The sequence below is a fragment of the Marinicrinis lubricantis genome (assembly GCF_042658665.1).
In the GTDB taxonomy this organism is placed as follows: Bacteria; Bacillota; Bacilli; order Paenibacillales; family KCTC-33676; genus Marinicrinis; species Marinicrinis lubricantis.
Genome location: NZ_JBHSQV010000029.1, coordinates 35,996 through 48,171, shown reverse-complemented (window position 1 = coordinate 48,171; position 12,176 = coordinate 35,996). Strand labels below are relative to the sequence as shown.

General features: G+C 46.5%; 13 protein-coding genes and 1 pseudogene. 5 read left to right on the top strand and 9 right to left on the bottom strand.

The features are described from left to right. Positions 1-40: 40 nt before the first annotated feature. Positions 41-859 carry a C39 family peptidase gene (locus tag ACFPXP_RS04420; protein WP_379892751.1) on the bottom strand — a complete coding sequence of 273 codons (819 nt, stop codon included), beginning with the start codon at positions 857-859 and terminating at the stop codon, positions 41-43. Between the two features lie 497 nt (positions 860-1,356). Between ACFPXP_RS04420 and ACFPXP_RS04415 the strand changes: the two genes are divergently transcribed. From ACFPXP_RS04415 to speD, 3 genes are all read left to right on the top strand, one after another. Continuing rightward, positions 1,357-1,812: a GreA/GreB family elongation factor gene (locus ACFPXP_RS04415; protein ID WP_379892749.1), complete on the top strand. Its 456-nt coding sequence runs from the start codon at positions 1,357-1,359 to the stop codon at positions 1,810-1,812. Between the two features lie 144 nt (positions 1,813-1,956). Then, entirely contained in the window at positions 1,957-2,151 is a 195-nt protein-coding gene (locus ACFPXP_RS04410) for a sporulation protein Cse60 (protein ID WP_379892747.1), read from the top strand. A 101-nt stretch (positions 2,152-2,252) separates the two neighbouring features. After that, the gene (gene speD, locus ACFPXP_RS04405; protein WP_379892820.1) at positions 2,253-3,068 is read left to right on the top strand and encodes an adenosylmethionine decarboxylase; all 816 of its coding nucleotides are present in this window, start codon (positions 2,253-2,255) and stop codon (positions 3,066-3,068) included. Between the two features lie 62 nt (positions 3,069-3,130). On the opposite strand, the gene ACFPXP_RS04400 is transcribed toward speD, so the two are convergent. The 3 genes from ACFPXP_RS04400 to ACFPXP_RS04390 are packed head-to-tail and all read right to left on the bottom strand — an operon-like array spanning position 3,131 to position 4,972. Beyond that, entirely contained in the window at positions 3,131-3,976 is an 846-nt protein-coding gene (locus ACFPXP_RS04400; RefSeq protein ID WP_379892745.1) for a 1,4-dihydroxy-6-naphthoate synthase, read from the bottom strand. Then, positions 3,973-4,650, bottom strand: a complete 678-nt coding sequence (locus ACFPXP_RS04395) for a futalosine hydrolase (RefSeq protein WP_379892743.1) — start codon at positions 4,648-4,650, stop codon at positions 3,973-3,975. Before ACFPXP_RS04395 ends, ACFPXP_RS04400 begins: the two co-directional genes overlap by 4 nt. Then, entirely contained in the window at positions 4,631-4,972 is a 342-nt protein-coding gene (locus ACFPXP_RS04390; protein ID WP_379892741.1) for a winged helix-turn-helix transcriptional regulator, read from the bottom strand. Before ACFPXP_RS04390 ends, ACFPXP_RS04395 begins: the two co-directional genes overlap by 20 nt. A gap of 186 nt (positions 4,973-5,158) precedes the next feature. Between ACFPXP_RS04390 and ACFPXP_RS04385 the strand changes: the two genes are divergently transcribed. Next, the gene (locus ACFPXP_RS04385) at positions 5,159-6,013 is read left to right on the top strand and encodes a VOC family protein (RefSeq protein WP_379892739.1); all 855 of its coding nucleotides are present in this window, start codon (positions 5,159-5,161) and stop codon (positions 6,011-6,013) included. Between the two features lie 95 nt (positions 6,014-6,108). On the opposite strand, the gene ACFPXP_RS04380 is transcribed toward ACFPXP_RS04385, so the two are convergent. Next, complete coding sequence (locus ACFPXP_RS04380; protein ID WP_379892737.1) at positions 6,109-6,525, bottom strand: hypothetical protein; 417 nt, start codon at positions 6,523-6,525, stop codon at positions 6,109-6,111. Positions 6,526-6,678: 153 nt separating this feature from the next. On the opposite strand from ACFPXP_RS04380, the pseudogene ACFPXP_RS04375 reads away from it, so the two are divergent. Next, positions 6,679-7,009, top strand: a pseudogene (locus tag ACFPXP_RS04375) (antibiotic biosynthesis monooxygenase family protein). A gap of 83 nt (positions 7,010-7,092) precedes the next feature. Here the strand turns inward: ACFPXP_RS04375 and ACFPXP_RS04370 are convergent. The 4 genes from ACFPXP_RS04370 to tkt form a co-directional block, all read right to left on the bottom strand. After that, entirely contained in the window at positions 7,093-7,710 is a 618-nt protein-coding gene (locus ACFPXP_RS04370; protein ID WP_379892735.1) for a TetR/AcrR family transcriptional regulator, read from the bottom strand. A gap of 39 nt (positions 7,711-7,749) precedes the next feature. Further along, entirely contained in the window at positions 7,750-8,394 is a 645-nt protein-coding gene (locus ACFPXP_RS04365) for a YigZ family protein (protein ID WP_379892733.1), read from the bottom strand. Positions 8,395-8,460: 66 nt separating this feature from the next. Next, positions 8,461-9,813 carry a glucose-6-phosphate isomerase gene (locus ACFPXP_RS04360; RefSeq protein WP_379892731.1) on the bottom strand — a complete coding sequence of 451 codons (1,353 nt, stop codon included), beginning with the start codon at positions 9,811-9,813 and terminating at the stop codon, positions 8,461-8,463. Between the two features lie 236 nt (positions 9,814-10,049). After that, positions 10,050-12,065: a transketolase gene (tkt, locus tag ACFPXP_RS04355; protein WP_379892729.1), complete on the bottom strand. Its 2,016-nt coding sequence runs from the start codon at positions 12,063-12,065 to the stop codon at positions 10,050-10,052. Between the last annotated feature and the right edge of the window lie 111 nt (positions 12,066-12,176).

The following is a 12,176-nucleotide window of genomic DNA, read 5'->3' as shown; positions in this document are numbered from 1 at the left end:
CAATGAGGACCTCCTTCTGATCTCTTCTATATTGATGCCATTATACAGGTATGTAAGACAGCGCCTGCTTCCCCATCGCTTCCCACGTATCCATGAACGCTGCTTTTTTTATTTTCTTCGCTTGTTCTCCCGTTTGAGGGTCATTCACATATACATGCTGATCATCATATCCAACCATGACAACCGTATGCATTTGAAACGTGGCCTTCACTTCGCCTGTCGGAGAATCCCAGGTTACCCACCCGTCTGCTTGCGGCACGGTAAAAGAAACGGTTGTCCAAACCATGACAGGAGCGCCACCTGACACGTACTGCTCTAGTACTTCAAACGGTTCCCCCGTCAAATTTTGCGCTGTCGGAATATAAGTTTTCATCAGTTCCAATACAGGACCGTGATATACACCGAGTCCCATGTTCTTGCCCGTAATATCTCCGACAAATCCCTCCTCAGGATTGCCCCATTCGATAATACGGCCATGCTGATCCATCGCGATCGGCGTATGATCGCTGCGCAGCTCCGACGCTAAGCTGAGCTTATTCTTGGCAACCCCGTAATCGTTCACGACCATCGTTAAAGCAGTAATTTCACAACCGTTGTATAATTCCGGATGCTGGCGTATAGACGCTACTTCAAGCATCATGGACGGCTTTCTTTCCGCAATCATGACCTCTGGTGGTTTACCAGATTCAGCTCCTTCTTCCATCAGCACATCCGCAGCTTGTGATGAATCAACGTGCAGTTCTTCATCCATCGGACGATCGTTCCGGTATACCCAGATTTGTGCAATCAATAGACCGTTAAGACCAATGAGTGCAGCCGATAAAATCCCGTAAAACACATACTTCAAAAACGATCTCATGGATTTCGAATTCACACCTTTCCCTACGGTCCAGCTAGTTGTTCTTTATGTATGGAAATGCAACCCGACGCATCGCATCACCTCTATAATCCATTTAATGTAAGAAAGCAAATAGAACGAATGAAGACACCTCGCTCCAATGCGGCGAGATGCCTCCTTCTTACACCATAACACGGTTGGTAATGGCTGTCAATTGTACTTTAGATTTGCATTTTAAGGGAATTGGTCAATTAAAATCCAACAAAGAGATTTGGTGTCTTCATACCTATTTCCAACCAAGACTCTTCACATCCAAGTGAAACGAGCTTTGCTAGATACGAAACTTGAGTCATATGGATAGAAGAGTTTGCATTTGGAATTACAAACAGCATCTGGTAGAATAGTTCGTAAGGTCTCCAATCCGGAGGCCTCATTTTGCATAGGAGGAGTTAGAATGAAAACGCTTAACAGGCAATTTCAAGAATCCATTCTGCTGCGTCGACAAGGAGTGATTTACGATGAACCATAGTTATCTGCACACGAGTAAAGCACAATTGTTAAATCAGTTAGTTTACTTTGATGAGGAAAAAATTTATTTTATCGAGCATTATTTCCCCCATCCGAGCACTGAAAGATTTGACTTCGAACAGCTGCTTACGGCATATTGCAAGGAATTGGAGCGTCTTGTCAGCAACCTCGACGAGGAGCTGCTCCATGCACAAGTCCTCATTGGCAGTCAAGTGAAGCTGCGTTACTTAGATGACGGATTTACAGAAAGTTTTTCGATTGTGTTTCCACAGCAAGCTCGGCCAGATGCGCAAATCATCTCCTTTTTATCTCCGATCGGAAAGCAGCTGCTGTTAAGCAGGGTAGGCGAAATCCGAGAGATTGACGTACCAAGCGGTACGATTCAAGTTTCGATTGAGGAAATCAGGTTCGTCAATGCCGGTGATTTTCAAAGCAAAATATCGTAGACCATCGCAATATCGTTCTATTTTAGTTTAAAAGAATCACTGTTACCCTTTCTGTCCATCCAGCTTCGACAAAATCACTTGTATGTTTGCGGTGATGCGCGCATAACACATTAATAATGGCGTACCAAAAAAGGAGAGATGAAAATGATTCAAGTAAAGGAATTTGTGGATACCGACAGCTCCTACGCTGAGAACAAAGCGAACGAATTTCTCGCGACACTTGAGGAGGAACAAGTCGTCAATATTTGCTACGGTTCGGTCGTAAAAACATCTCCTTCCGGAACAGAGAATCAGCGAAGCACGATATTGGTGGTTTACCGATCCAATAAGAAGCGATAAGCACCATTGACACGCTGGAACCGGGTATCATATGCATAAGATGAACCTTCTGGGGAATATTACAATTGCTATGACCAAACCGCAACAAGGGGAACTGCATGATGAAACTATCGCCAGAACAGCGTGTCACCTTGCACGGATTTAATAATTTAACCAAGTCACTAAGCTTCAATATGTATGACATTTGCTACACCCGAACGAAAGAAGAAAGAAAAGCCTATATCGAATATATCGATGAGCAGTACAATTCGGAACGGCTGACCGGTATTTTAAAAGCGGTTTCCGATATTATCGGCGCTCACGTCTTGAATATTTCAAAACAGGATTATGTTCCGCAAGGAGCCAGCGTCACCATTCTCGTATCCGAAGGTCCTGTCGTCGAAGTACCAACTGAATCGTATGCCGAATCTCCCGGCCCACTTCCTGACTCTGTCGTCATGCAGCTGGATAAAAGTCATATTACGGTCCACACCTATCCGGAATATCATCCGGACGAAGGCATCAGTACATTTCGCGCCGATATTGACGTCTCTACTTGTGGAGAAATTTCTCCGCTGAAGGCACTGAACTACCTCATTCACTCGTTCGATACCGATATCATGACGATGGATTACCGTGTTCGCGGGTTTACGAGGGATATTCACGGGCATAAATTGTTTATTGACCACGACATTAGCTCGATTCAAAACTACATTCCTAAAGAAATTAAGGAACAGTACGATATGATCGACGTCAATGTGTACCCGGATAATATTTTTCATACAAAATGTAAGCTGAAGGAATTTGACTTGAACAACTATCTATTCGGCTATACGAAGGATCAATTATCTCCCGAAGAGCAGCAGGAAATTGCGGAGCGATTAATGAGTGAAATGGACGAAATTTTCTACGGAAAAAACATGGATCCTGCGTTCTAACAGACGAAAGGCCCCAGCTCTCACGATGCATTCTGTGAGAGCTGGGGCTTTTTTCTTGTCATCTAGTTACGGGCAGGCATAGGGCGTAATGCCGCCGCATCAACCTGCGGCACGAGTCCTTCGTCTGCGGCGCGCGTAAGCAGAGAGGTTACTGCTGCATAACCATCGTCTCCTAGGTCGCGGGTAAAGCTATTCACGTACAAGTCAATATGCGCTTGTGCTACCTTCGGCTCAAGCTCCTGCGCATGCTCAAGTACATAGGAGGCGGAAGCCGATGGATTGGCCCACGCATATTCGACAGATGCCCGCGTCCAATCTGCAATACGATTCAAGTCCAGATCACGCCTAGCGATAATGGCGCCTAAAGGAATCGGCAAACCGGTATCGGATTCCCACCAGCTGCCTAAGTCAGTCAGCAGAGACAATCCATAATTCGGATACGTAAATCGTGCTTCGTGAATGACCAGTCCCGCGTCGATAGAACCATCCCGCACCGCGGGCATAATTTCATGGAATGGCATGACGACGATTTCGTCCACCCCGCCTGGAACGTTCTGCGCCGCCCATAACCGGAACAACAAATAGGCCGTTGAACGTTCGCTCGGAACGGCTACTCGGCGGCCGCTAAGTGCCGAAGCATCCCCGCTTTCCTTTGCAAGGACAAGCGGACCGCATCCTCTTCCTAGTGCCCCTCCACATGGAATCAATGCATAATTCTTAAGCACCCACGGCAATGCCGCATAAGATATTTTCAAGATTTCAGGACCGCTGCCGCTGGCAGCCAGTCCATTCGTAATATCGATATCGGCATACGTCACATCTAGTTTCGGCGCACCCGGCACCAATCCATGGACCCATGCATGAAATACAAATGTATCGTTCGGACAAGGAGAAAAAGCAATCTTCATGATGACACCTCCGAAATGATTGAAAATGCAGCTTTAAGCTTGTCCAACGCTTCGGGGATACGCCATGCATCCCGGTCGCGTGGACCAACGACGTTGGAAATGGCACGGATTTCGATCATCGGCAGTCCAAAGTCTTGTGCTGCTGCGGCAACACCGTAGCCTTCCATCGCTTCGGCAGCAGCCCTTGGATGTCGGTTTAACAAGGCTTGGCAGGTTTCGGCTGTCCCGGTCGCAGTGGAGACGGTCAAGACCGATCCCGTATGTACGGGGAAGAGAGCCTCTTTTAACGCACCCCTGAACAGGTTTCCCCATTCTTCTTCTACGGCAATGCGAGACGATCCAAAACCTAACTCATCCACACTGCAGAAGCCTTCCGGGGTCTCAGCCCCAAGGTCTGCTGCTACAATCTCGTCTGCGATCACGACCGAGCCTACATCCGCGCGCTCCGCGAAGCCGCCCCCGATTCCCGCGCTAATCACCGCAGTGTACTTGCCTTTAGACAAGGCAAAGGCCGTTCTTGCTGCAGCGGAAGCCGGTCCGACCCCCGCCAGCATAACCTCAAATCGTTCATCACCCATCAGACCACTGCACACCGCATCACGCTCAGCAGCCACTGCGGTCATCACCAAAATGCGGCCGCGGCCCAGTAGTGCATTAGATTTTGAATTCTTCATGACAATCTCCTATTTGATCAATCCACGCTTGAGACCATTTTTCAATCTCCCGCAGAATCGGTTCCAATGCTTTTCCTTTGTCAGTCAATGAATATTCTATACGTACAGGAGTCTCAGGGAATACTTCTCTGTGAACGATCCCCTGCTGTTCCAAATCCTTCAGTCTTTCCGATAGCACTCTGCCGCTGATCGCTATCGATGATTCAATCGCGCAAAAACGCTGCGGCCCTGAAAGCAGCTGATAAATAATTAAACCGGTCCAGCGCTGACTGATGATCGACATCGCTTTCTCGAATCTGGGACATAAGACAGATGGATTCATGACAACTCCTCCCTTCGGTGATAATAAGATAAATCTACTCATGGAAGCTGTATAGTGCTTAAACCCTATTATAACAAAACAAAAAGATATCTCCATGAAATTTATTATCTTCATACTTGACGGAAATTCATGTGAATAATATACTTACTTACAAAAAGTAACTAATAAATCGGGAGTGTTTATATAATGAACTTTCACCAAAACCCCAATACATTTGCCAGTGAAGTACATCTTCTTGTGAGTGATTTAAACCGTTCAATTTCCTTCTATACTGAAGTGATCGGCTTCAAAGTGCTGGAACAATCGGACAGTAAGGCGATATTCACTGCAGATGGTGCGGCACCGCTTCTTACCGTTACAGAATCGGAGAATGTACAGCCGATGCAGCCCCGCAGGACGGGTCTATATCACTTTGCTCTGCTTCTGCCGACACGTAGAGATTTAGCTAAGGCGCTGCGTCATCTTGTTCAAACCGGTTATCCTTTGCAAGGGGCCTCTGACCATCTTGTCAGCGAAGCGATCTACTTAGGAGATCCCGATGGCAACGGCATTGAAATTTATGCTGATCGTCCGAAGGAGGATTGGAGCTGGCGCGGCGATCAAGTCGTAATGAGCACCGAGCCGCTCCATGTGGAGGAGCTGATGTCTTTAGACGACCAAGAGGCTTGGACGGGGCTCCCTTCTGGAACCATCATGGGTCACATCCACCTTCATGTAGCCGATTTGCACGCTGCAGAACAATTTTATTGTAACGGTCTTGGGTTTGATATCGTAACTCAGTACGGCACTCAAGCGCTCTTTATTTCGACAGGAAGTTATCACCATCATATCGGACTGAATACATGGAATGGCGTGGGCGCGGCGGCACCGGATCCCAACCATGTCGGGCTTCTCTTCTATACCCTCGTACTCCCTAGCCAAGTGGCTCTGAATGAAACGATTCAGCGTCTTCAGCAAATCGGAGCTTGGGTGGAGGAACAGCACTCGGTCACTTGGACCAAAGATCCGTCAGGGAATCTCATAGAACTTCGCGTTGGATAAAATAAAATGAAAAGGGGCTCTCTAGTAGAATCTCTAGTAGAGCCCCTTTTCATATGTAGACGAAGAACTTTGAATTATAGTCTCAATCCAAGCCGTTATCTCCTCTTCTTCAGAAGTTCATTCTCCACCTTTAATCGGTTAATCTCTTCCCTTAACTGAGCTGTATCCTTATCTACGCTGTCGGACCTTGATCCAGCTCCTTCTTTCATCCCTTTATGACTCATCCAAGCAAACAGGAGATTCGTACCGCCCCAAGCCATCATTTCGTTGGGGATATTTTCAGCCAGTCCTGCCAGGATTCCAATCACACCTGCTGCGATAAAGGCACCTCTGCTGACATTTGGTTTTGTAAATACGAACGCTAATCCGATGATCATAATGACACCCATCATCGTTCCGAACGTCTCCAAATTCTCGTTCTCTTCCCATGTTAAAGAAGGGGTGGGCGTTAAGCTCTGGTTAAAAACGAAAAGCATGAAGAAAAAAGATAAAATACCTGCTGCAATTCTCAAGCTGATTCCTCCCTGATGTTTTTCATATTTATGTATCGGTAAGGAATCTCGCAAAATGAAGTCAATTGCACATTGATGACTATTGATCATCTTTATCAATAGCGATGATTGTAATTTCATCCATTTCCTATGCTCATGTTGGAGGCGACGTTCATGTTTGTCGTGATGAGAACATTCATTGTATAAGAAGGTACTTCACAGCTTGTTGTAGATCGTTTTAGTCAGGAGGGCATTGTTGAAAAACACGACGGTTTTGTAGATGTCAATGTATTAGTGAAGAAAGGAAGAAAAGGGAACGAAGAGGTTATCGTGATGATTCGCTGGGAATCAGAAGAGCACTGGAAAAAGTGGGAAACCAGCGAAGCCCACTTTCAAGGCCACCGACAAAACTTTTGGAAAAACCTAAGCCTGAATCGTTGAAACAATTCATGGAATTTATGAGGTGAAGGCAACGAAGAAGGCATCGTCCGAATCTGCTATATAGCTCCATCCTGATGGTCTGACTCGCTGTTCTCATACCCGCCCGCAAAAAGGAACCGGCACCATCCGGTTCCTTTTTCGTACCGATTAACCGTTAATCACATGAATATGATCCAATAGCTTCATGCATAGAAAGTCCACATGATTCTGAGCCATGCTCTCTACTTCCTGATAACTTTGATTAAACCTGCTGCAGTACGTAATAAATCCATGCACCGACATAAACAAGCTCCAAGCTAATGATGATGCTTGAATGGAACCACTGCGCTCATCGAGACTTTCGACGGCTGCGGTATGTACTGCGGTAGAAAATAAATCAAAGCATTTCGCCTGTTCTGTTCTGGAATAACGCCGTAAATCCTCATCCTGAATAAGAAACATAATTTCGTATTGAAATTGATTTTCCAATCCAAATTGAATAAATGCGTCCATCATTTTTTTCAGCTTATCCAACGCATTCAATTTGCTTTCATTGATGATACGCATCTGCTGGCTGAACAGCAATGAAAAGTCATCAGCTACAAGCCGATAGAAAAGCTCGGCTTTATCTTGGAAATGATAATACAGAGAGCCATGACTGTATCCCATTTTTTTAGCAATAGATCTCATAGAAACACTTTGATAACCTTTCTCGAGGAACAGTTCTCTTGCTGCATTCAGAATAATTTCACGTGATAGCTCTTTTTCAACTGCTTTTCTTGCCACTTCCCAACTCACCTCACTATAGTATCCCTATAGACGTACTCAGCCTTGAAAATGTTCATGGTCTATAAATATGGGGTCGAGGGTCGTAATATTCGCTTTCCCCTGTGTCAGATCTGTGATCCAATCCACAAATGAATTCGATTCCGACTCGATCGGATAGCACACAAGTGTTACCTTGTCGGTAAATTCAGTTTCCCCCATGAGCATCTCTCGGTTTCTCAGCTCATTCTCCAACTTTCCCAGCCATGTATACTCGATACCGATCCGTACTTCACGATGCAGCACCTTGTATATAGTCTCCGCCGCATCTAAAGCGGCTACAGCGCCATCCGTATAGGCTCTGATGAGCCCCCCAGCCCCCAGCATAATACCGCCAAAGTAACGTGTAACGACGATCGCCGTATTTTTGATACCTTGATGTTTGATCACTTCCAAGATGGGCTTCCCCGCGGTTCCGCTCGGCTCACCGTCATCGGACTGCCTTTGAATCTGGTCCTGCTCTCCGATGCTGTAGGCGTAGCAATTATGTGTTGCGGACCAATGTTCCTTTCGGATCTGTTCAATAAATTCAAGCGCTTCTTCCTCATTCTGAACCGGCTTGGCATGACCGATAAAACGGGATTTTTTGATTACTATTTCTTTAAAGCCTTGTCGCTTCACAGTCCTAAAGTAATAAGGTGCCATTCTGTTTCTGCCTCCTTTGATGAAAAAGAAGGCAGCTCACTGCTGTATGAACTGCCTTAGCTAATCTTAACGCTGTAGACGTGCTTCGAGTTCCGCCTTTTGTGCTTCAAATCCAGGCTTTCCGAGCAAGGCAAACATATTTTTCTTGTATGCTTCTACACCCGGCTGGTCAAATGGATTGACTCCCAGCAAGTATCCGCTGATGCCGCATGCTTTCTCGAAGAAATATACCAAGTAGCCGAACCAATAAGGGGATGCTTCCGGAATCGAAACGGTCAGATTCGGAACGCCTCCGTCCGTATGGGCTAAAAGTGTACCTTCGAAAGCTTTCTTGTTCACAAAGTCCATCGTTCTACCGCTCAAGAAATTAAGTCCGTCCAGATCATCCGGATCGCTGGCAATCTCGATCGTTTCCTTTACTTGATCGACGAGAATAACCGTCTCAAACAAGTTGCGTGCACCCTCTTGCACGAATTGTCCCATCGAGTGCAGGTCTGTGGAAAAATCAACGGATGCCGGATATATTCCCTTATGGTCTTTCCCTTCACTCTCACCGTACAGCTGCTTCCACCATTCAGAGAAATAATGAAGCGATGGCTCATAATTGACTAAGATCTCAATCGCTTTTCCTTTGCGGTACAGTGCATTCCGAACGGCCGCATATTGATAGCTGGCGTTCTCCGCGAGATTTGGATTCGCGAATTCCTTGGAAGCATCTGCTGCACCCTTCATCATTTCATCAATGTCTACTCCGGCAACAGCAATAGGCAGGAGACCCACTGCAGTCAAGACTGAGTATCTGCCGCCGACATCATCAGGGATGACGAACGATTCGTAGCCTTCTTCATTGGACAGCTTTTTGAGTGCACCTTTTTCTTTATCTGTCGTCGCGTAAATCCGCTTGCGTGCTTCCTCTTTTCCGTACTTCTTCTCCAACAATGCGCGGAAAATACGGAATGCAATAGCAGGTTCCGTCGTTGTTCCCGATTTGGAAATCACGTTCACGGAGAAATCACGATCGCCAATCAATTGAATCAAATGATTTACATATGTAGAGCTGATGTTGTTTCCAGCGAAATACACTTCCGGTGTCTTTCTTTGTTCTTTAGGAAGATGATTGTAGAAGCTGTGAGTCAGCATCTCAATGGCAGCTCTTGCTCCCAGATAGGAGCCTCCGATTCCGATGACAACAAGCACTTCCGAATCCGATTGGATCTTTTGTGCCGCTTTCTTAATTCGGGCAAATTCCTCTTTATCGTACTGCGTCGGCAAATCAATCCATCCCAAGTAATCGGATCCTGCACCTGTACCTTTATGCAGCTGCTCATGTGCCGTCTTTACCGCTTCTGTCAAGTAATCCACTTCATGCTGCCCCAAAAAAGTTAAGGCTTTGCTATAATCAAACTTCAGCCTGTTCAATTGCACTTCCTCCTAACCGAAATATAGGGTGTGTCAGCCTACCTGATTTTCTTTACATGTATCATACTGTACATTTCCAACAAATTTCAAGTGATGAGGTCAACTTTCGACACAATCCCTGATGAATTTAAGCTCTTTCACCCATCGCTCGAAATTGCTTGGAATACACTTATTTTAGAAAAAACGGATGCATAAGATCATTATGCACCCGTTGTCGTTGCTGTGTATTGTTCCAATTAGAGCAGGTTTTTCACTCTGCGAACCGCTTCTTCTACTGTAAATCCATATTCTTCGATGACTTTTGGTCCTGGAGCAGACGCACCGAACGTAGAGATGCCCATGATGTCGCCTTGATCGCCGACATATTTTTCCCATCCGAGCGGATAAGCCATTTCAATTGCAAGTCTGGCTTTCACATCTGGAAGAATAACAGAATCCTTGTATTCCTTCGATTGTTTCTCGAAGAGCTCCCAGCTAGGCATGCTGATCACGCGAACTTGAATGCCCTCTTCAGCCAGCTTTTGCTGCGCTTTAACAGCAAGCTGAACCTCAGAACCGGTGGCAATAATTTGCGCTTGAGGTTTGCCGTTAGCTGCATCGGAGATGACATAGGCTCCTTTGGCAATGCCTTCTTTGCCTTTTTCAGCCGAACCTTCAAGAATTGGCAGGTTTTGTCTCGTTAAGACGAGAGCTACCGGACCGGAAGTATTCTCTACGGAATATCTCCATGCATAGGACGTTTCGTTGCCGTCTGCCGGACGAATCACAGTCATTCCAGGAATGATGCGGAGTGCTGGCAGCTGTTCGATCGGCTCATGCGTAGGGCCGTCTTCACCGACACCAATGCTGTCATGCGTAAGCACATACGTAACCGGAAGCTTCATTAATGCAGCAAGACGTACCGCTGGACGCAGGTAATCGGAGAATACGAAGAACGTTCCGCCGTATGGCTTCACACCCTCATGCAGCGCCATACCGTTCACCGCTGCCGCCATAGCGAATTCACGCACACCGTAATATACGTTGCGGCCGCTGTAATCCTTCGGTGTAAACACGCCCAAACCTTTCATATGCGTGTTGGTCGATGACTCCAGGTCAGCCGAACCGCCGATAATGCTAGGGACATTCTTCGCCAGTGCGTTAAGTGCCGCACCGGAAGCCGCGCGAGTAGCCATTGCCTTGTCTTCCGTGGAGTAAATCGGAAGATCTTTGTCCCATCCCTCTGGAAGCTGTCTATTCACAGCCGTCTCAAACTGCTTCGCCAGCTCTGGATGAGCTTTCTTATATTCTTCAAACATCGCCTTCCATGCTTGCTCTGCCTCAATACCTTTTTGCTTCACTTCGTTGTAATGAGCTTTAACTTCTTCAGGAATATAGAAAGCCTGATCTGTAGGCCAGCCGTATGCTTCCTTCGTCAGTACTGCTTCGTCAGCACCGAGCGGGGATCCGTGAGGACCTGCATGTCCGCCTTTACCGGCTTTGTTCGGAGAACCATATCCGATGACGGTCTTTACTTCGATCAATGTCGGCTTGTCGCTGCCTTGAGCTTGCTTAATCGCCGCATTGATTTCTTGCAGGTTGTTGCCGTCTTCGACCTTCAGCACGTTCCATCCATAACCTTTGAAGCGGCTGTGAACATCTTCGGAGAATGCAAGACTTAATTCGCCGTCCAAGGAGATATCATTGGAATCGTAAAGCACGATCAATTTGTTCAATTTCATGTGGCCAGCCATCGAAGCGGCTTCGCCAGAGATTCCTTCCATCAAGTCACCGTCTCCGCAGATAGAGTACGTATAGTGATTGATGACTTCAAATCCGTCCTTATTGTAAACAGCGGCAAGATGCGCCTCTGCTAAAGCCATACCTACAGCCATAGCGACCCCTTGTCCTAGCGGGCCTGTCGTAGCGTCAACGCCTGGCGTGTGACCGTATTCCGGATGTCCAGGTGTCTTGCTTCCCCATTGACGGAAATTTTTCAATTCTTCTAGGGACAGATCATATCCGCACAGATGAAGCAAGCTGTACAGCAGCATGGAACCGTGTCCCGCAGAAAGCACAAAGCGATCGCGGTTAATCCAATTTGGATTTTCCGGATTATGCTTCATGAATTGCGTCCACAATTCGTACGCCATAGGCGCTGTTCCCATCGGCATTCCTGGGTGTCCCGAGTTCGCCTTTTCAATCGCATCGATGGCCAATGTACGAATTGTATTTACGGCCAATTGCTGAATCGTTTGTTGAGTTACAGACATGCATGATTCCTCCTCCAATTGTAACTTGCATTATTGTACCATTTACGCAGTAGCTTTTCCACATTACCAAGTTAAAATGTACATGAAAATACGTTAGTTGTACGGACAAGT